This is a genomic window from Cryobacterium sp. AP23 (assembly GCF_054075385.1).
Map to the genome: position 1 here is coordinate 2,706,721 of NZ_CM133415.1, position 19,911 is coordinate 2,726,631.

The following is a 19,911-nucleotide window of genomic DNA, read 5'->3' on the forward strand; positions in this document are numbered from 1 at the left end:
GCTGCGGGCCGGGCGGCGGGCGGGTTCACTGGTTCCTCCTCGTTGAGCTTCAGTCCCACGCCGCGGATTCCGCTGGACGGAATGTTTGGCCGTGGTACAGACTCAGAGTACGGGCGGCGCGCCTATATACCATGGGACCTAAGTCCTTATTTCGGCGGCAATGTTCCGCACGGGCATAGATTACTGGTATGTTGTTCCGCGAGACGGAACATCAGCCTTCGCCGCCGCGGCCCGCGGCAGATGCCTCCCCAGGAAATGAGAAAAACAATGCAGTTGCGTCATTCCACCAATCCCGCCCAGATCCGCACATTCGACACCGCGGCGCTCCGGGAGAACTACCTGGTCGACGATCTCTTCGCTGACGACGAGTTCCGCGCCACCTACACCCACGAAGACCGCATCGTGCTGGGCGGCGCCCGCCCGGTGCAGACCAGCATCACGCTGGGCACCTTCGACCTGCTCCGCACCGACACGTTCTTCGAGAACCGGGAAGCGGGCATCGTCAACGTCGGCGGCGCCGGCACGATCTCGGTCGACGGCACCGGCTACGACCTCGAGCCGGGCGCGTGCCTCTATATCGGCCGGGGTGTGACCGATGTGGTCTTCACCAGCGCCGACGCGGCCGCACCGGCCTCGTTCTACCTCTTCTCGGCCACCGCGCACACCGCGTACCCCACCACGCTGGTCGCCAAGGGCCAGGGCACCGTGCGCGAGCTCGGCGACCCCACCACCTCGAACGAGCGCACCATCAACCAGTACATCCACGCCAATGGCGTGCAGAGCTGCCAGGTCGTGATGGGCGTGACCGTCCTCAGCGAGGGCAGCATGTGGAACACCATGCCGGCCCACACCCATGACCGCCGCACCGAGTGCTACCTGTACTTCGACCTCGCTGCCGAGCACCGCGTCATCCACCTGATGGGTGAGCCCACCGAGAGCCGCCACCTCGTCGTGGCCAACAACGAGGCGATCATCTCGCCGAGCTGGTCGCTGCACAGCGGCTTCGGTACCGGCAGCTACTCGTTCGTCTGGGCGATGGCCGGCGAGAACAAGGCGTTCGACGACATGGACCACGTCCAGCCCGCCGAGCTGCGCTAGCCGCTGAACGCCTCCGCGCAGGACTCATCAGCGGCGGTCCGGCCGGTGAGCCCGTCCAGCACCTCCGGCGCGGGCGTCGGCGTCGGCGCATCCGGTGTCGCCGGGTCGGTAGCGGGGTCGGCCGCAGGGTCGACCGCCGGATCGGCCGGGGTGTCCCCCGGCGGGTCGGCGACGGGCGCCTCCGCCGGCTCCTCGGCGGTGAGCGAGAACGGTTCGTCGGCGGTGATCTTGGCGAACATCGCGTCGGCGAGGTCCTGGAGCGGCGTCACCCTGCCCGGGTAGGCGGGGTTCTCGGTGGTTCCCGGATACTGCACGAACACCATCCGCTCCGGCTCGATGTCCTTGATCGCCAGGGCCATCGACACCATGGTCTCCGGGTACGCCAGCGTCGTGGAGAGCTGGATGTTGCGGGCCGCCGCGTTGGCCAGGGAGAGCAGCCGGGGCAGGTCGGTGAAGGTGCCGTCGCCCTGCACCGTGCGCATCAGCGAGGCCAGGTAGAGCTGCTGCGACGAGATCCGGGACAGGTCGCTGCCGTCGCCGACGCCGTGCCGGCTGCGCAGGAACGACAGGGCCGTCTGGCCGGCGACGACGCTCGTGCCGGCCGGGAGGTTGAGGTCGGCGAGGGGATCGTTGATCGGTTCGGACAGGCAGATCGGCACGCCGCCGACCGCATCGCTCATCCGAACGACCCCGCTGAAGGACACGAGTCCGGCGAAGGGGATGTCCAGCCCGGTCAGCCCGGCGACGGTGTCGACCACGCAGGGCAGGCCGCCCCGCGCCATGGCCTGGTTGATCGGTGCGGCCGACACCTCGCCGACCTGCTCGCCGGTGTCGGGGTTCGTGCAGTCCGGATGCGCCACGATCAGGTCCCGGGGGATGCTCACCACCACCGCGTTGGCGTGGTCGGCCGACACGTGCACCAGGATGTTCACGTCGTTCAGGGCGATGTCACGGATGCCGTAGGCCGCGCCCTGGGCGGCGTCGTTGTCCACGCCGACGATGAGGATGTTGAACCCGTCTTCGTAGCTGCCGATGTTGATCGGCTTCTGGGTGTCACCGTCGCCGGTGATTCGATCGAGTTGGCCGACACCTCGCTGGTGAATTGCCACACGAAGAGCGCCGCGACCGCGGCGCCGCTGACGAGGAGCACGACCAGGGCCACGGCCACCATGGCCAGCAGGCTCGTGACCGGGTTCGACCGCTTGAGCCGGCCGTGCCGGGCAACGCCTGCGGGAGTTGCCGCAGTGGCGGCAACGGCGGCAGTGCTCTGCTGGTCCCTGGTCACCGATCGAGTCCCTCGTACCGTGTCAGCAGGGAATGTAGCACTCCAACCGAAACACCGTCGGCGCTGCGGGGAATACTCCCCGCGGCGCCGACGGTGTCGGGTTGAACGGTGTTGGGTTGAACCGTGTCAGGTTGAACCGTGTCAGGTTGAACCGTGTCAGCCTAGATGGTGACGTCCCCGCGCCAGCCCTCGCCCTGGTGGGCGGGGTTCTCGACGAAGGTCTTGAACTGCTTGAGGTCCTTGCGGATCACGTGGTCGTCCACGCCGAACACCGCGCCGACCTTCTCGAGGAAGCCCTCGGCTTCCCAGTCCAGCTGCACGGTGACCCGGGAGGTGGTGTCGCTGAGCCGGTGGAAGGTGACCACTCCGGCGTGGTGCTCGTCGCCTGAGGTGCTCTTCCAGGCCACGCGCTCGTCCGGGTGCTGCTCGGAGATCTCGGCGTCGAACTCGCGGACGGCGCCGCCGATCTTCACCTTCCAGTGGGTGTGGGTGTCGTCGAGCTGCTTGATGCTCTCGACGAAGTCGAGGAACTGCGGGAACGACTCGAACTGGGTCCACTGGTTGTAGGCGGTGCGGACCGGAACATCCACGTCGATTGTTTCGATTACCTGGGTCATCGGGTCATCCTCTGTCCTGTGTCGCGGGGTTGTCGTGGCTCGCGGCGGCCGCGAGCTCGATGGTGCGAATTGGTGCTACTGCTGTGACGGTGCCGAATGGTGATTCGTCACGCCGGGCACCCGATCCGCCTATTCCCCTGCTGAGGTGGCGGTCCTACCCGGGTGCTCAGATCTTGGCGGTGCCGACCGGCCGGGTGGAATCCTTGGCGGTGGCCTTCCGGGGCTTCCGGTCCTCGGCGCTGACCATCCAGATGTACTGCTCGAGCTTCAGAATGAAGCCGTTCAAGATGTCCGCACTGGCCGGGTCTTCTTCGTCGACTGCTTCGTGAATCTCGCGGATGTTGTCGACCGTGGCGGTCAGCAGCGCCGTGACCAGGATCACCGTTTCGGTGGTGTCGACCTCGCCGGCGGGGAACTTGGGCAGGTGCGTGGTCTTGGTGACGGTCTCGGTGCGTCCGTCGGGCAGGGCGTCGAGCGCGCGCATCCGCTCGGCCAGCTCATCGGTGAAAATACGGGCGTCGTCGATGATCTCGTCGAGCTGCAGGTGAAGGTCGCGGAAGTTCTTACCCACGACGCTCCAGTGCGCCTGCTTGCCCTGGACGTGCAGCTCGATCAGGTCGACGAGCACCGACTGCAGGTTGCTGCCGAGCTCTGCGGATGCCTTCATTGGTGATTCCCTTCGTCGTCGGCGGGAACGATGACGGCCGAATGGCCAGCTCGTGCCGCGCCTGTTTCAGACAGAACCCTAGTCGGTCCCGCCGTAAATTCACGACCGGATGCTTGCGCAGATGTTTCGAATTCGGCCAATATGGAATCGCCGCCAGCGCCAATTTTTTTCGGGGTTCGAGCGCCGGCGGCCATCGCGTCTCGCCGTGGCACACATCCCTTCGTGCCGTCCCGCACGCCCGTCCCCGCTTTCGAAAGGCACCACCATGTCCCACGCCGTCCCTCGCCTGCGCCTGGTCCTCGTCGCCGCCGTATTGTCAGTCGGCGCCCTGGCGCTCTCGGGCTGCAGCGCGATCACCGACCTCTTCCCTAAGGAAGCGGCCCGCGACGCCGACACGCAGGAGATCAGCGAGGCCGGCGAGGCCGATGTCTTCTCCCTCGCCGTCGGCGATTGTTTCAACGACGAGGAGGCCGAGGAGATCGACAGCGTCCAGGCGATCCCCTGTTCCGAAGCCCACGACTACGAGGCGTATTTCGCCTTCGACGTGAGCGCCGAGGAAGCCTACCCGGGCGACGATGTCATCAGCCAGGCCGCCGAAGACGGCTGTGTCGCCGAATTCCCCAACTTCGTCGGCACGTCCTACGAAGAATCCGCGCTGGACTTCAACTACCTCTCGCCGACCGAGGGTAGTTGGGAGAACGGCGACCGCGAGATCCTCTGCATCGTGATGGGAGCGGACAAGACCACCGGCTCACTCGCCGGCGTGGCCCTCTGACCCACCGGTCCCGGGTGTGGCCGGCATGGGCACAAAAATCGCGAACATAGAAACTTCTTAGGCCGCGTCCAGCCCGCTCGCAGCGCAGACCACGTACTGTTGCACATGGAGTTCCCCCACTCCAACGATTGGCCCCGGTGCCAGCTCCCTTTCCCCCCAAAGCGCGAGCAGCACCGGGGCTTTTTTCATGCCCGCGAACCGTGAGCTGAATCCCGCACAACGCGAACATTCGGGGCCGAACTCACGGGTCGCGGGATTTCGGCGTTAGGGAGTCGTTAGGAATCCCGTGTGCGACCGAACCGGGGTGTCTACTCGTCTGGTGCTCCTGGGGAGCACGGCGCCGACCGCTGACCGCGGCGGCCTACGGACGGAGAAATTTCATGCTTGACCTTGTCTACGTGCTCGGCGTGATCGCCGTGTTCGCACTGATCGGCGTCGTCGCCTGGGGGGTGGCGAAGCTGTGATCGTGTTCGACATCGTGGCCGCGGTGCTGGCCGTCGGCGCCCTCGGCTACCTGGTGCTGGCCCTGGTGAAACCGGAGCGGTTCTAGTGTCGGTCTGGCTGGGCATCCTGCAGGCCCTCACCCTCGTTGCCGTGCTCGTCGTCATCTACCGGCCGCTCGGCGACTACATGGCCACGATCTACACCTCCCGAAAGGACCTCGCCGTAGAGCGTGGCTTCTACCGCCTGATCGGGGTGGATGCCCGCGGCCAGCAGACCTGGCCGGCGTACCTGCGCAGCGTGCTGGCGTTCTCGCTGGTGGGGGTGCTGTTCGTCTACGCCATACAGCGCGCCCAGGCCGTGCTGCCCTACTCGCTCGGCTTCCCGGCGGTGCCGGAGGGACTCTCGTTCAACACCGCCGTGTCGTTCGTCACCAACACCAACTGGCAGTCGTACTCCCCCGACGTCACCCTCGGCTACACGGTGCAGATCGCCGGCCTCGCGGTGCAGAACTTCGTCTCCTCGGCAGTGGGCCTGGCGGTGGCGGTCGCTCTGGTGCGGGGGCTCATGCTGCGCCGCTCCGGCACCATCGGCAACTTCTGGGTGGACCTCACCCGCGGGGTGCTGCGGCTGCTGCTGCCGCTGGCGGTGTTCGCCGCGATCGTGCTGCTGGCCGGCGGGGTGATCCAGAACTTCACCGGATTCACCGATGTGTCCACCCTCACCGGGGCCACCCAGTCGATCCCCGGCGGTCCGGTGGCGTCCCAGGAGGCGATCAAGGAACTCGGCACCAACGGCGGCGGATTCTTCAACGCCAACTCGTCGCATCCGTTCGAAAACCCGAGCGGCTGGACCAGCCTGTTCGAAATCGTGCTGATGCTGGCCATCCCGTTCAGCCTGCCGCGCACCTTCGGCACCATGGTCGGCGACAAAAAGCAGGGTTACACGATCCTGGCCACCATGGCCACGATCTTCGTCATCTCGCTCACCGCCCTCACGCTGTTCGAACTGGGCGGCGCCGGCACCGCCCCGGCACTGGCCGGGGGCGCGATGGAGGGCAAGGAGACCCGGTTCGGCATCTTCGGCTCCACCCTGTTCGCCACCTCGACGACCCTCACCTCCACCGGCGCGGTCAACTCGATGCACGACTCGTTCACGTCGCTGGGCGGCATGATGCCGATGCTCAACATGATGCTCGGTGAGGTCGCCCCGGGCGGCACCGGCTCGGGCCTCTACGGCATGCTCATCCTCGCGGTGATCGCGGTTTTCGTGGCCGGCCTGTTGGTGGGACGCACCCCGGAATACCTGGGCAAGAAGATCGGCCCGCGGGAGATCAAGCTGGCCAGCCTGTACATCCTCGTCACCCCGACTCTGGTGCTGGCCGGCACCGCGCTGAGCTTCGCGATCCCCGCCGTGCGAGCGGATGTGGAGGCCACGTCGATCTGGAACCCCGGCCTGCACGGGCTCTCCGAGGTGCTCTACGCGTTCACCTCCGCGGCCAACAACAACGGGTCGGCGTTCGCCGGACTCACCGCCAACACGCCCTGGTTCAACACAGCGCTCGGCGTGGCGATGCTGCTCGGCCGGTTCCTGCCGATCGTGTTCGTGCTCGCCCTGGCCGGCTCGTTCGCCGCGCAGGACAAGGTGCCGGCCACCGCGGGCACCCTGCCCACCAACCGGCCCCAGTTCGTTGGCCTGTTGATCGGCGTCACCGTCATCATCACCGCACTCACCTATTTCCCCGTACTCGCGCTGGGTCCCCTGGCGGAAGGGCTGCAGTAAGCCATGACCACACTGATAAATACCCCCGACACCCCGACCACGCCGGCTGGGGACCACCACGCGGCTCCGAAGAAGGCGATCAGCGCCGGCCAACTCGTGGCCGCGCTTCCCGGCGCGGTGAAGAAGCTCGACCCGCGCCTGATGTGGCGGAACCCGGTGATGTTCATCGTCGAAATCGGTGCCGTGCTCACCACTGCGCTCGCGATCGCCGAGCCGTTTCTGGGCGGCCCCGCCGATTCCGGCGGCAGCACAGTGCCCGCTTCATTCACCGTGGGCATCGCCATCTGGCTCTGGCTCACCGTGATCTTCGCCAACCTGGCCGAGGCCGTGGCGGAGGGCCGCGGCAAGGCCCAGGCCGACAGTCTGCGCCAGACCCGCACCAGCACGAGCGCCACCCAGGTGCTGGACTACAACGCCGAGACCAACCCGGGCGCAGAAGGCGCCCCGGTGCAGACGATCTCGTCGGCCGACCTCACCCTCGGGGACACAGTGATCGTCGTGGCCGGGGAACTCGTGCCCGGCGACGGCGACATCGTGTGGGGCATCGCCTCGATCGACGAGTCCGCGATCACCGGCGAATCCGCGCCCGTGGTGCGGGAATCCGGCGGCGACCGCAGCGCCGTCACCGGCGGCACCCGGGTGCTCTCCGACCGCATCGTGGTACGCATCACGAGCAAACCCGGCGAGACCTTCGTCGACCGCATGATCGCCCTCGTCGAGGGCGCCGCCCGGCAGAAGACCCCGAACGAGCTCGCGCTGAACATCCTGCTGGCCAGCCTCTCGATCGTGTTCCTGGTCGTGGTGCTCACCCTCAACCCGATCGCGAGCTACTCCGCCGCCACCGTGAGCCTGCCCGTGCTCATCGCCCTGCTGGTCTGCCTGATCCCCACCACAATCGGCGCCCTGCTCTCGGCGATCGGCATCGCCGGCATGGACCGGCTCGTGCAGCGGAACGTGCTGGCCATGTCGGGCCGCGCGGTCGAGGCGGCCGGCGACGTCACCATCCTGCTGCTCGACAAGACCGGCACCATCACCTACGGCAACCGCCAGGCCCGCGAGTTTGCGCCGCTGACCGGGGTGACCGAGGCCGAGCTGGTGCGCGCCGCCGCGCTCTCCTCGCTGAGCGACCCCACCCCGGAGGGCAAGTCGATCGTGGACCTGGCCGCTGAACGGGGATTTCACCGGCCGGACAGCCTGGCCGGCGAGATCGTGCCGTTCACCGCTCAGACCCGCATGAGCGGCATCGACCTGACCGGCAACAGCGGCACCGGCGGCGGCACCGGCGGCGGGCAGATCCGCAAGGGCGCCGGCTCCGCCGTGCTGGCCTGGGTGGGCGAGGGAGGCCCGGTGGCCGTCACGGTGCTGGCCGAGCTGACCGCGGAGGTGGAACGGATCTCCCGGCTGGGCGGCACCCCGCTGGTGGTCGCGACCGGTGCATCCGCCGTCGATGGCACACCCGGCGAGCGCACCGTGCTCGGCGTGGTGTACCTCAAGGACATCGTGAAGGAGGGCATGAAGGAGCGCTTCGCGGAGCTGCGCTCGATGGGCATCCGCACCGTCATGGTCACCGGCGACAACGCCCTCACCGCCACCACCATCGCGGCCGAGGCCGGCGTCGACGACTTCCTCGCCGAGGCCACGCCCGAAGACAAGCTCGCCCTCATTCGCCGGGAACAGGAGGGCGGAAACCTCGTGGCGATGACCGGTGACGGCACCAACGACGCGCCCGCCCTGGCGCAGGCCGACGTGGGCGTGGCGATGAACACCGGCACGTCCGCCGCGAAGGAGGCCGGCAACATGGTCGATCTCGATTCCGACCCGACCAAGCTGATCGACATCGTGCGGATCGGCAAGCAACTGCTGATCACCCGCGGGGCGCTCACCACGTTCTCGATCGCGAACGACATCGCCAAGTACTTCGCGATCATCCCGGCTATGTTCGCCGGGGTGTTCCCGGGCCTCGCGGTGCTCAACATCATGCAGCTGAGCTCCCCCGCGTCGGCGATCCTGTCGGCGATCATCTTCAACGCCATCATCATCGTCGTGCTCATTCCGCTGGCGCTCCGCGGCGTGAAATACCGCGCGGCGAGCGCCGCCAGTGTTCTCGGCCGCAACCTGCTGATCTACGGGCTCGGCGGGGTGATCGCCCCGTTTGTGGGCATCAAACTGATCGACCTCGTCGTGTCCCTGATCCTGATCCCGGGGTTCTAGCCGTGCGCATCCCCCTCGTCACACTCCTCCGCCTCACTACTCTGAATTGGACATTCACCTCATGAGCACCTCCCGCACTCGCACCGGCACCCGGCAGTACTGGGTGGCCGTGCGCGCCATGCTCGTCTTCACCGTTGTGCTCGGCCTGGCCTACCCGCTGGCCATCACCCTGATCGGCCAGGTCGCCCTGCCCGCGCAGGCCAATGGGTCGCTGGTTCGCAGCTCCGGCGAGGTCGTGGGGTCCGGCCTGATCGGGCAGTCCTTCACGGATGCCGACGGCGCGGCCCTGCCCGAATGGTTCCAGTCCCGGCCGTCCGCGGCCGGTGCCGGCTACGACGCGAGCGCGTCCAGCGGCAGCAACTGGGGGCCGGAAAACGCCGACCTGATCCAGGCGATCGGCGATCGCCAGGCCGCGATCAGCGCACTGGACGACGTGCCGGTCGGCGAGATTCCGGCGGATGCCGTCACCGCGTCGGCCTCCGGGCTCGACCCGCAGATCAGTCCCGCCTACGCCCGGCTGCAGGTAGAGCGGGTCGCGGCCGCCCGCGACCTGCCCGAAGCGGACGTGCGTGCGCTGGTGGACGGCGCCGAACAGACGCCTGACCTCGGGTATCTCGGCGAACCGACCGTGAATGTGCTCAACTTGAACATCGCACTCGCACAGCTCGAGTCGGAGCAGGGAAAGGGCTAACCCATGAAACGCGGTCGTCTGCGCGTGCTGCTCGGCGCCGCCCCCGGCGTGGGTAAGACCTACAGCATGCTCGACGAGGGCCGCCGCCTGCAGGGCGAAGGCAAGGATGTGGCCGTCGCGATCGTGGAAACCCACGAGCGGGCGGCCACCGCCCGCATGATCGAGGGCCTTACGGTGCTGCCCCGTTCGGTAGTGGCGCACCGCGGCATCGAACTGACCGAACTCGATCTGGCCGCCGTGCTGGCCCGGCACCCCGACGTGGCCCTGGTCGACGAACTCGCCCACACCAATGCCCCCGGCTCGCTGCACGCCAAGCGCTACCAGGACGTTGAGGACCTCCTCGCCGCGGGCATCGACGTGATCTCCACCGTCAACATCCAGCACATCGAGTCCCTCAACGATGTGGTGCAGCAGATCACCGGGGTGCCGCAGCGCGAGACGTTGCCGGATGCGGTGCTGCGCGGCGCCGACCAGGTGGAGGTCATCGACCTCGCCCCGCAGGCGCTGCGAGACCGGCTCGCCGAGGGCAACGTCTACCCGGCGGCCCGCATCGACGCGGCACTGTCGAACTATTTTCGGCTGGGCAACCTCACTGCTCTGCGGGAGCTGGCGTTGCTCTGGCTGGCCGACGAGGTCGACACCGCGCTGCAGAGTTACCGGGCGCAGCACGGCATCTCCAACAAGTGGGAGGCCCGCGAGCGGGTGGTGGTGGCCCTCACCGGCGGCCCCGAGGGCGAGACCTTGATCCGCCGCGGCGCCCGCATCGCGGCCCGCTCGGCCGGCGGCGAGCTGATCGCCGCGCACGTGATCAGCCAGGACGGCCTGGCCACGCCGCATCCGGGCGCCCTGGCCGCCCAACGCGCGCTGGTCGAGGAGCTCGGCGGCAGCTACCACCAGGTGGTCGGCGACGACATTCCCCGGGCGCTGGTGGAGTTCGCCCGCGCCGCCAACGCCACCCAGCTGGTGATCGGGGTCAGCCGGCGTCCCCGGCTCGCCGCGGCGCTCTCCGGCCCGGGCATCGGCGCCACCATCACCCGCGAGTCCGGCGACATCGACGTGCACATCGTCACCCACTCCGCCGCCGGCGGCACCTTCGCGCTGCCCCGGCTGGGCGGCTCGCTCACCCCGCGGCGGCGATTGGCCGGCTTCGCCCTGGCCCTGGCGGGCGGGCCGCTGCTCACCTGGCTGCTCGTCACCTTCCGTAGCGACGAGTCGATCACCAGCGATGTGCTCAGCTATCAGCTGCTCGTCGTGGTCGTGGCGCTGGTCGGTGGGCTCTGGCCGGCCCTGTTCGCGGCGCTCCTCTCCGGCCTCACCCTCGACTACTTCCTGGTGCAACCGCTGTACAACATCTCGGTCGCCGATCCGCTGCACCTGTTCGCGCTCTCGCTCTATCTGGTCAACGCCATCCTGGTCAGCTACGTCGTGGACCAGGCCGCCCGGCGCAGCCGGACCGCCCGGCGGGCCGCGGCCGAATCCGAGCTGCTCGCCACCGTGGCGGGCAGTGTGCTGCGCGGCGAGGACGCGCTGCAGGCCCTGGTCACCCGCACCCGCGAGGCGTTCGGGCTGAGCCGGGTGCGGCTGCTGGCCGACGGAGTGGTGTTGGTCGAAGCGGGCGAGATCGATGCGGGGGTACCGGATCCCGGCGTACCCGGTGCGATCGTCACCGGCACCATCGTGCCCGTCGGCACCCGGGCCACCCTGGAGCTGCACGGACCCGACCTCGCGGCATCCGAACGCCGACTGCTCAGCGTAATCGTGAGCCAGATCGACGCCGCCCTCGAGCACAGCGCCCTCGCCCAGACCGCCAGCGAGATCGGCCCGCTCGCCGAGGCCGACCGCATGCGCAGCGCCCTGCTCGCCGCCGTCGGCCATGACCTGCGCCGGCCGCTCGCCGCCGCGACCACCGCGATCAGCGGCCTGCGCGCCACCGACATCACCCTGACGGAGGCCGACCGCACCGAGCTGCTCGCCACCGCCGGCGAGAGCCTGGACACCCTGTCATCGCTGGTCACCAATCTGCTCGACGTGAGCCGGCTGCAGGCCGGGGCGCTGGCCGTGTCGCTCGGCCCGGTGGACCTGGCCGACGTGGTGCTGCCCGCGCTGGACGAACTCGGCCTCGGCCCCGACAGCGTGGAACTCGACCTGCCCGGCGACCTCTCCCCCGTGCTCGCCGACCCCGGCCTGCTGCACCGCGCGGTGGTCAACCTGCTCAGCAACGCGCTGCGGTTCTCCCCGACCGGAACACCCGCCAGGGTGTCGGCCAGCCGGTTCGCCGACACCGTGCAGCTGCGCGTCATGGACCGCGGCCCCGGCATCCCGGCCGACCGGCGCGGCGACGTGTTCGTGCCGTTCCAGCGACTCGGCGACACCGACAACAGCACGGGCCTCGGCCTCGGGCTGGCCCTGTCCAAGGGCTTCGTGGAGGGTATGGGCGGCACCCTCGACGCCGACGACACCCCCGGCGGCGGCCTCACCATGGTGATCACCCTGCCCGCGGTGGGGCCCGCAGCCGGCGAACCCGACAACCCGGACCGGCCCGGCACCGCCACCACGACTTCAGACGGAGCCACCGCATGAGAATCCTCATCGCCGACGACGACCCGCAGATCCTCCGCGCGCTGCGCATCACCCTCGGCGCCCGCGGCTACGAGATCATCACGGCCCACGACGGCACCAGCGCGCTGGAGTCCATCGTGGAGTACCACCCCGACCTGGTGATGCTCGACCTCGGCATGCCCCACCTCGACGGCCTCGCCGTGATCGACTCCGTGCGCGGCTGGAACAGCGTGCCGATCCTCGTGGTGAGCGGCCGCAGCGGCGCCTCCGACAAGGTGGAGGCCCTCGACCGGGGCGCGGACGACTACGTCACCAAGCCGTTCTCGATCGACGAACTGCTGGCCCGCATCCGCGCGCTCACCCGGCGGATGCCCACCAGCGGCGACGAACCGGTGGTCACCTTCGGCGCCATCACCGTGGACCTGCCGGCGAAGAACATCGTGCGCGCCGGCCCCGACGGGCCGGAACACGTGCGGCTCACCCCCACCGAGTGGCAGATCCTGGAGTTGCTGCTGCGCACCCCGGGCAAGCTGGTGAGCCGGCAGGCCCTCTACGCCGAGGTGTGGGGGCAACACAAGATGACCGACACCGGCTACCTGCGGCTCTACCTCGCCCAGCTGCGGAAGAAACTCGAGGCCGACCCCTCCCACCCGCGCTACCTGCTCACCGAGGCCGGCATGGGCTACCGCTTCGCCCCCGACCCGGCCCCCACCGCATAACTCCTGCAATTTCTGCCGCCTCGGGTGCAACTACCGGGTTTTGGGGGTGTTTGAGAAAAACAGCAGGAGTTATGCACGGGGAAGCTGGGAGGAGCGGTCGTTAGACTCCCAGGAACGACGCGCTCCGGCGCGGATGGGGGACGGGCGTGAGCATGAGCGTGACCGAGCAGGAGACCGCCGCGGATGCGCTGTTCGCCCGGGTCCTGGCCGACCGGCTGATCAGCACCCGGTTCCAGTCCATCGTCGAGCTCGACTCCGGCGCCCCGGTCGCCTACGAGGCGCTCAGCCGCGGTCCCGAGGACACGGTCTTCCACAACCCGGCCGCCCTCTTCGACCACGCGCACGGCACCGGCCGGGTCATCGACCTCGACCTGGCCTGCTGGCTGAGCAGCGTGCGCACGGCCACCGCGCAGGGCTTCACCGCGCCGCACTCGCTTTTCGTGAATGTGGAGCCGGGATCACTGCGCCGCGCAGACCTCGTCGACGCGCCGCATCCGCCCGCCCCGGCGGTGCTCGAGGTCACCGAACGGGCCCTGATGAGCGACCCAGCCGGCCTGATCTACGCCATCGACCGGGCCCGCGAGCTCGGCTATCGCATCGCCCTGGACGACCTCGGCGCCGATCCGGCGTCGCTCGCGCTGCTGCCGCTGCTGCGGCCGGATGTGATCAAGCTCGACATGGCGCTCATCCGCGAGCGGGCCGACCAGGATGCTGCCCGGGTGATGAGTGCCGTCGCCGCGCACGCCGAGCGCACCGGCGCCGTGGTGCTCGCCGAGGGCATCGAGACCGAGGAGCACCGCATCACCGCCCTCGCACTCGGCGCGACCTACGGCCAGGGCTGGCTCTTCGGCCGGCCGGTCGGCGAGGTGCCGGACGCCGCCGCGCTGGCCGGCATCCGGTTCAGCACCGGCCCGGCGGCCCCGCCGGCCGGCGGCACGCCCTACGACGTGGTGGCGCCGGTGCGCACGCCGCGCCCGTCCAACCGGGCCCTGCTGGTGCAGATGAGCATCTTCCTGGAAGCCCGCGCCCAGGCCAGCGGCGACTCCGCCGTGGTGTTGTCGACGTTCCAGCACCACGCCAATCTCACCCCGGGCACCCGCCGGCGCTATGAGGCGCTCAGCACGGAGGCCGGCCTGGTGGCGGTGTTCCTCGCCGGGGAGGCCGGGCTCGACCGGGACAGCCGCATCCGGGTGGCCCCGATCGACCCCGCCGACCCGCTGATCGACGAGTGGGATGTCGTGGTGCTCACCGCCGATTTCGCCGCCGTGCTGGCCGCGCGTGAGGTGGATGCCAGCAACCACGATGAGGGCTCCTACGAGTTCGTGCTCACCCACGACCGCGACCTCGCCACCGCCGCAGCCTTCACGCTGATCAACCGGCTGCCCGCCTGACCGGCGTCGAGCCCGTCAGTCGACCAGGACCGCCGCGTCCTCGACGACAGGCTCCTCTGCCCGGGCGCGCCGGGGAAAGAGCGGCGTGAGCACCAGGAACACCAGGATGAGGCCGCCCTGCACGAGGAGGGCGGTGCGGAAGCCCTGGCCCGGATCGCCGTCGTCGAGGCTGGCGAAGAAGACGGAGCCCAGCACGGCCACGGCCACGGCGGAGAAGATCGACTGGACTGCCGTGAGCACCCCGGAGGCCGAACCGACCTCGTCGTCATCGACAGCGCCCAGGATGATGTTGAACAGGGCCGCGACCACCAGCCCGCTGCCGATCCCGGCCAGAACGAGTCCCGGGGCGAGCTGCCAGATCGTGAACTGTGAAATGTCGCCCAGCGCGATGAACAGCCAGGCCGCGCCCGCCAGCTGCACGGCGCCGCCGACCTGGAGCACGGCCCTGCCCAACTTGTCAGCGAGCACGGCCCCGCTGACGGCGCCGCCGATCAGGCTGCCGATGGCAAGCGGAAGGCCGCTCACCCCGGCCTCGCCCGCGCTGAACTGTTCACCGAGCTGCAGGAAGAGCGTGAAGACCAGCTGCGCGCCGACGGTGCCGCAGAAGAACAGGCCGATGCCGGCCAGGCCCACCACGTATGCGGGCTTGCGGAAGATGCCCGGGGTCACCAGCGGCGTCTTCCCGGCGGCGAGCCGGTACTTCTGCCGACGGGTGAACAGGTAGAACCCCACCAGTGAGGCGGCCATGCACAGCCAGGTCCAGGCGGGCCAGCCGGCATTCTCGCCCTGCACCAGGGGAAGCACGAGCAGCCCGCTGGAGAGCACGATGGTGACCGCACCAACGAGGTCGATGGTGATGGCGCGGTCGCCGGCCACGCGGGGCAGGACGACCCAGGCGATCACGATGGCGACGAGACCGACCGGCACATTCACCAGGAAGACGGTGCGCCAGCCGAGGCCGAACAGGTCGGCCTCGATGAGAGCGCCGCCGATGATAGGTCCGGCGATGCCGGCGAGGCCGAACACCGGCCCGAACACGGCGAAGGCCTTGCCGAGTTCGGCGGGCGGGAACGCGGCCCGCAGCAGGCCGAGCCCCTGGGGCAGCAGGATCGCGGCCGAGAAGCCCTGAATGAGCCGGAAGGCGATCAGCGTGCCGATCGTGGGTGCCGCCGCGCACAGCAGAGACGTGAGGGTGAAAGCGATGAGGCCGATCAGGAACATGTTCCGTCGTCCGAATCGGTCACCCAGCCGGCCGCCCAGGATGAGGCCGGCGCCGAGGGTGAGTGCATACCCGCCGATCACCCATTGGAGCCCGGTCGACCCGGCGCCCAGGCTCGCCTCGAGGGAGGGTCCGGCGACGTTGACGATGGTCGCGTCGATCAGGTCGATGATCTCCGCTGTGAGCATCACGGCCAGGATCAGCCATTTGTAGCGGTAGGGGTCGGTGGTGACGCGGGCGGCAGGAGGCATGAAGGACTCTCTCGCGAGGGGCGGATGACGGATGGCCCTGAGCTGGGCGAAAGCAGATATAGCCAATCAAATTGGCAATATTTAGTATTATCATTGCTGACATGGATGTCAACACGAATCGCAGCGAACTCTTCGGGAATGAGTACAACGCCTCCCGGGCGGCCTCGCGGCGGGACGGCCGGCCACTCGAAGAGGGCGACCTTCGGGCTCGTGTGCAGCGGCTGGGCCTGCAGCACCAGGCCTTTCGGCGTTTCCTGGCCGATCAGATCGCCGTCGACGAGATGGGCCTGGAGGTGATGGACCACCTCATGTCGAGCGGCCCCTCCAACCCCACGGCACTGGCCCGAGAACTCGACATCTCCACGGCCGCCATGAGTCTCGTCCTGCAGCGCCTCGAAGCCGCCGGCCACGTCCGCCGCGAGCGCCACCCCACCGACGGCCGCCGCCAAGTGGTCACCGCCGCGGACGCATCCATCAAACGGGCGTACAGCTATGTGCTGCCCATGGCCACCGGGATCGATCAGCTTGTCGCCACGATGAACGACGAGGAGCGCCGGGTGGCGAGCGCCTTCCTCGACGGCGTGATTGCCGCCTACGAATCAGCCATGGACTGACAGCCGGGGCGACCTTCCTAGGATGGGATAACACCAACGACGGAGGTCACCATGTCTGCCATCAGCTCCACCCCGATCGAACTGCCGTCCTCGGTCGAACTGGGACTCGGACAGGGTGGGCTTGCCGTCGCGCGCGTGTACGGCCCGGCCGGCACCGCCGAGGTCTACCTGCGCGGCGCCCACGTCACCGCATGGACGCCGACCGGCGGCACCCCGGTGATCTGGATGAGCGAGCAGAGCGAGTACGCGCCCGGCGTTCCGTTGCGCGGCGGCGTGCCGATCTGTTTCCCCTGGTTCGCCGGCCACCCCACGGATGCCACGGCCCCCTCCCACGGTTTCGCCCGCCTCGCGGACTGGCAGCTGGTCGAGGCGCGCGAGGCCGGCGACGACGTCGTGCTCGTCTTCCTGCTCTCCGACACCGACGCCACCCGGGCGTCGGCCTGGCCGCACCGGTTCGAGGCCCGCTACACGATCACCGTCGGCGCCGAGCTCGGGCTCTCCCTCACCGTGACCAACCGGGACGCCGAACCGGTGAGTTTCGAGGAGGCGCTGCACACCTACCTCGCGGTCGCCGACATCCGCCAGACCACCGTCACCGGTCTCGAGGGCGCCCCGTTCACCGACCGGCTCACCGGCCCCCGCCCCGCAGAATCCGAGCCGGTGCGCTTCGCCGCCGAAACCGACCGGATCTACCAGGCCACCACGGCGACCACCACCGTGACGGATGCCGCCACCGGCCGGGCGATCACCATCGCCAAGCAGGGCTCGGCCAGCACCGTCGTCTGGAACCCCTGGATCGACAAGGCCGCCGCCATGGCCGACTTCGGCGACGACGAGTACACCGGCATGGTGTGCGTGGAGACCTGCAACATCCGCGACGACGCCATCACCCTGGCGCCCGGCGCGAGCCACGAGATGCGGGTGTCCTACTCGGTGGCCTGAGCCGCGTCAGCACGGCCCGCCTGGCGGCTGTTGACCCGGATGGAATGCCCCGCCCGCGCAAACCGTTGTACCCCGGGATGCCTATCTCCACTGAAGTCCCGCCCACCGCCTCCGAATCCGCCAGCCCGACCGCCACGGCGGACCAGCCCCAGCGCACGGCCCTCGTCGCCGGCGCCAGCGGCATCGCCGGCTCAGCGCTGGTCGACCTCCTCACCGAGCAGGGCTGGAGCGTCATCGCCCTGTCCCGCACGCCCATCGCGGCCCGGCCCGGCGTGATCCCGGTGAGCGCAGACCTACGCTCCGTGGAGTCGCTGCGCACCGCGCTGGCCGGGCACCAGCCCACCCACGTGTTCTTCACCGCGTGGCTCCGCCAGGACACCGAGGCCGAGAACATCCGGGTCAACTCGGCGATGGTGCGCGATCTGCTCACCGCGCTGGCCGACGCCCCGGTGCAGCACGTGGCCCTGATGACCGGCCTCAAGCAGTACCTCGGCCCGTTCGAGGCCTACGGCCAGGGCGAGGTGCCCGACACCCCGTTCCACGAAGACGAGCCGCGCCTGTCGGTGGAGAACTTCTACTACGCCCAGGAAGACGAACTCTGGGCCGCCGCCCGGGCACGCGGTTTCACCTGGTCGGTGCACCGTGCCCACACCGTGATCGGCCACGCCGTCGGCAACGCCATGAACATGGGTTCCACCCTCGCTGTCTACGCCGCCATCTGCAAGGTACAGGGCCGCCCGTTCATCTTCCCCGGCTCCGAAACCCAGTGGAACGGTGTCACCGACATGACCGACGCCGGCCTGCTCGCCGACCAGATGGTGTGGGCCGCCACCACCCCGGCCGCCGCCGACACGGCGTACAACATCGTCAACGGCGACACCTTCCGCTGGCGCTGGCTGTGGCCGCGCCTGGCCGCGTACTTCGGCGTCGAACCGGAGGGTTTCGTCGACGCACCGCGCCCGCTCGAACTCCAGATGGCGGATGCGCAGCCGGTCTGGGACCGCGTCGTCGACCAGTACGGCCTCGTCGAGGGCGACCTGGCCCGGCTGGCGTCCTGGTGGCACAGCGACGCCGACCTCGGCCGCACCATGGAGGTGTTCGCCGACATGGGCCGCAGCCGGGCCGCCGGCTTCACCGGCTACCGCAACACCGAGGAGGCGTTCCTCACCCTGTTCGACCGGTACCGCGCCGAGCGTCTCATCCCCTAGCCGTCAGGAGTTGAGCGAGTAGACGCCGAGGGTGTTGCCGTCTGGATCGGTGAAGTCGAAGTAGTCGACGGCGCCCGGAACGTGCTCCACGGGGTCGAGGTCGAGGCCCAGCCCGGTGAGGCGCTCGTGTTCGGCGGCGGCGTCGTCGACGCCCACCCGCAGGCCGTTCCGGGCGGCCGGCTGCCCGGCCGGATCCTCGATCAGCTGCAGGTCGATCGAGCCCAGGGTGAGTTCCACCAACCCGGGCATCGGCTCGACCGCCGCACCGGTCAGCTCGAACACCTTCCGGTACCAGTCCTCGGCCGGCTGCAGATCCCGTACCGGTAGCGCCACGGTCACACTCGTCACCTTCATGCCACCTATCAGAACGGATGCGCGGCCCGCGCACAAGAGCACGGCCCGGATGCGTGGCGCGGGCCATGCGCCGTCGCGGCCCGTGTGCGTCCCGCCGGCAACCGTTGGAGCGCGTGCCGGCGGGACGGAAGAGTGCCGCGAGAATGGCGGCTGGGAGTCAGCGTCGCAGCGTGGCGCGGATGCCGGCCGCACAGGCGGCGAGGTAGTCGGGGTAGAGCTCGGGCCGGCGCTCACGGGCCCACCGGGCCAGGTCGAGGAAGCGGAGCACCGTCAACCGCACCAGCGTCCGCTCGGTCGCCTCGGTCATCGGGGTGCCCGCGGCGGCCGCGAACGCAGCCAGCGCGGCCGGCGCGATCGTGCGGTCGTGCACCGCCCACTGGTAGACCTGCTGCAGGTCGGTCCAGGGTGCCGGTCCCGTGCTGGCCGCACCCCAGTCGAGCAGCACTGGTGCGGCCGGGCGCAACGGCGCGATGAGGTTCCGCGGCGCCAGATCACCGTGCGCAAGGCCGAAGTCGAATGGTGCCGTCTGGAGATCCGTCAGTAGCGCCCGCAGGCCGGACCGTTCCCCCGCAGAATAGGCCCCGTCCCGCTGCAGCGGATCATCCGCGCCGAGCGCGTCGAGGTTGTACGCCAGGTGCGCCCGCCAGGCCGCTGGCAGGTCGCGGCCGAACCGGGAGAACACCGCCTCTGGCGCACCGTCCAGCGGCAGCCGGCTCACCGACCGGGCGTAGCGGCCGAGCCAGGTCCACGGGTCCGCCGGGCCGTCGAGCATGGGTTCGCAGTACTGCAGAACCAGGTACGGCCGGCCGTCGAGCCGGCCGGAACCGACCACATCCGGCACCGGGATGCCCGCCTGCCGGGCCGCGCGCATGGCCCACACCTCGACCGGGAACTCGTTGGGACGCTCCGGGTCCGCCGAGAACCGGACCACCCAGTCAAAGCCCGCACCCTGCACCCGGAAGACCTCGTTCACCACGCCGCCGAGCGGTGTGACCGCGACCGGTTCCCGGCCCCGGCCGCGCACGATCCGAGACGCGAGGTCCGGGCCGTGCTGCGCAATGGACATCTGCCCAGTGTGCCCGCTCGA

18 protein-coding genes are annotated in these 19,911 nt (G+C 69.5%); 12 read left to right on the plus strand and 6 right to left on the minus strand.

Going from position 1 to position 19,911, the window contains the following annotated elements:
• Positions 1-267 precede the first annotated feature (267 nt).
• A complete protein-coding gene (kduI, locus tag ACU5E9_RS12835; protein WP_456810305.1) occupies positions 268-1,098 on the plus strand; it encodes a 5-dehydro-4-deoxy-D-glucuronate isomerase in 831 nt (276 codons plus the stop codon).
• Here the strand turns inward: kduI and ACU5E9_RS12840 are convergent.
• From ACU5E9_RS12840 to ACU5E9_RS12850, 3 genes are all read right to left on the minus strand, one after another.
• Positions 1,095-2,207 carry an LCP family protein gene (locus ACU5E9_RS12840; protein WP_456810306.1) on the minus strand — a complete coding sequence of 371 codons (1,113 nt, stop codon included), beginning with the start codon at positions 2,205-2,207 and terminating at the stop codon, positions 1,095-1,097. The genes kduI and ACU5E9_RS12840 overlap by 4 nt on opposite strands.
• A gap of 337 nt (positions 2,208-2,544) precedes the next feature.
• Complete coding sequence (locus ACU5E9_RS12845) at positions 2,545-3,000, minus strand: SRPBCC family protein (RefSeq protein ID WP_456810307.1); 456 nt, start codon at positions 2,998-3,000, stop codon at positions 2,545-2,547.
• A gap of 166 nt (positions 3,001-3,166) precedes the next feature.
• Positions 3,167-3,667 carry a Dps family protein gene (locus ACU5E9_RS12850; protein ID WP_456810308.1) on the minus strand — a complete coding sequence of 167 codons (501 nt, stop codon included), beginning with the start codon at positions 3,665-3,667 and terminating at the stop codon, positions 3,167-3,169.
• A gap of 265 nt (positions 3,668-3,932) precedes the next feature.
• Here ACU5E9_RS12850 and ACU5E9_RS12855 point away from each other — a divergent pair, with 265 nt between their 5' ends.
• The 8 genes from ACU5E9_RS12855 (at position 3,933) to ACU5E9_RS12890 (ending at position 14,236) form a co-directional block, all read left to right on the plus strand.
• Complete coding sequence (locus ACU5E9_RS12855) at positions 3,933-4,442, plus strand: septum formation family protein (RefSeq protein WP_456810309.1); 510 nt, start codon at positions 3,933-3,935, stop codon at positions 4,440-4,442.
• A 460-nt stretch (positions 4,443-4,902) separates the two neighbouring features.
• Complete coding sequence (gene kdpF / locus ACU5E9_RS12860) at positions 4,903-4,992, plus strand: K(+)-transporting ATPase subunit F (protein WP_456810310.1); 90 nt, start codon at positions 4,903-4,905, stop codon at positions 4,990-4,992.
• On the plus strand, positions 4,992-6,665 hold the full coding sequence (gene kdpA / locus ACU5E9_RS12865; protein WP_456810311.1) for a potassium-transporting ATPase subunit KdpA: 1,674 nt from the start codon (positions 4,992-4,994) through the stop codon (positions 6,663-6,665). Before kdpF ends, kdpA begins: the two co-directional genes overlap by 1 nt.
• 3 nt (positions 6,666-6,668) lie before the next feature.
• Positions 6,669-8,876 (plus strand): potassium-transporting ATPase subunit KdpB, encoded by a 2,208-nt coding sequence (gene kdpB, locus ACU5E9_RS12870; protein ID WP_456810312.1) that lies wholly within the window; start codon positions 6,669-6,671, stop codon positions 8,874-8,876.
• A gap of 61 nt (positions 8,877-8,937) precedes the next feature.
• Positions 8,938-9,567: a potassium-transporting ATPase subunit KdpC gene (kdpC, locus tag ACU5E9_RS12875; RefSeq protein WP_456810313.1), complete on the plus strand. Its 630-nt coding sequence runs from the start codon at positions 8,938-8,940 to the stop codon at positions 9,565-9,567.
• A 3-nt stretch (positions 9,568-9,570) separates the two neighbouring features.
• Entirely contained in the window at positions 9,571-12,147 is a 2,577-nt protein-coding gene (locus tag ACU5E9_RS12880) for an ATP-binding protein (protein WP_456810314.1), read from the plus strand.
• Positions 12,144-12,845 (plus strand): response regulator, encoded by a 702-nt coding sequence (locus ACU5E9_RS12885; protein WP_456810315.1) that lies wholly within the window; start codon positions 12,144-12,146, stop codon positions 12,843-12,845. The genes ACU5E9_RS12880 and ACU5E9_RS12885 overlap by 4 nt, the downstream gene beginning before the upstream one ends.
• A 152-nt stretch (positions 12,846-12,997) precedes the next feature.
• A complete protein-coding gene (locus tag ACU5E9_RS12890; protein WP_456813540.1) occupies positions 12,998-14,236 on the plus strand; it encodes a sensor domain-containing phosphodiesterase in 1,239 nt (412 codons plus the stop codon).
• Between the two features lie 15 nt (positions 14,237-14,251).
• On the opposite strand, the gene ACU5E9_RS12895 is transcribed toward ACU5E9_RS12890, so the two are convergent.
• The gene (locus ACU5E9_RS12895; RefSeq protein ID WP_456810316.1) at positions 14,252-15,706 is read right to left on the minus strand and encodes an MFS transporter; all 1,455 of its coding nucleotides are present in this window, start codon (positions 15,704-15,706) and stop codon (positions 14,252-14,254) included.
• A 101-nt stretch (positions 15,707-15,807) separates the two neighbouring features.
• Between ACU5E9_RS12895 and ACU5E9_RS12900 the strand changes: the two genes are divergently transcribed.
• From ACU5E9_RS12900 to ACU5E9_RS12910, 3 genes are all read left to right on the plus strand, one after another.
• On the plus strand, positions 15,808-16,320 hold the full coding sequence (locus ACU5E9_RS12900) for a MarR family winged helix-turn-helix transcriptional regulator (protein WP_456810317.1): 513 nt from the start codon (positions 15,808-15,810) through the stop codon (positions 16,318-16,320).
• A gap of 51 nt (positions 16,321-16,371) precedes the next feature.
• Entirely contained in the window at positions 16,372-17,262 is an 891-nt protein-coding gene (locus ACU5E9_RS12905) for a D-hexose-6-phosphate mutarotase (protein ID WP_456810318.1), read from the plus strand.
• 77 nt (positions 17,263-17,339) lie between these two features.
• Positions 17,340-18,470, plus strand: coding sequence for an SDR family oxidoreductase (locus ACU5E9_RS12910; RefSeq protein ID WP_456810319.1), 1,131 nt, complete (start codon positions 17,340-17,342; stop codon positions 18,468-18,470).
• Between the two features lie 3 nt (positions 18,471-18,473).
• Here ACU5E9_RS12910 and ACU5E9_RS12915 read toward each other — a convergent pair whose 3' ends face one another.
• Together ACU5E9_RS12915 and ACU5E9_RS12920 are read right to left on the minus strand one after the other, a co-directional pair.
• Positions 18,474-18,824, minus strand: coding sequence for a VOC family protein (locus ACU5E9_RS12915; RefSeq protein WP_456810320.1), 351 nt, complete (start codon positions 18,822-18,824; stop codon positions 18,474-18,476).
• A 157-nt stretch (positions 18,825-18,981) separates the two neighbouring features.
• Entirely contained in the window at positions 18,982-19,890 is a 909-nt protein-coding gene (locus ACU5E9_RS12920) for an aminoglycoside phosphotransferase family protein (protein ID WP_456810321.1), read from the minus strand.
• Between the last annotated feature and the right edge of the window lie 21 nt (positions 19,891-19,911).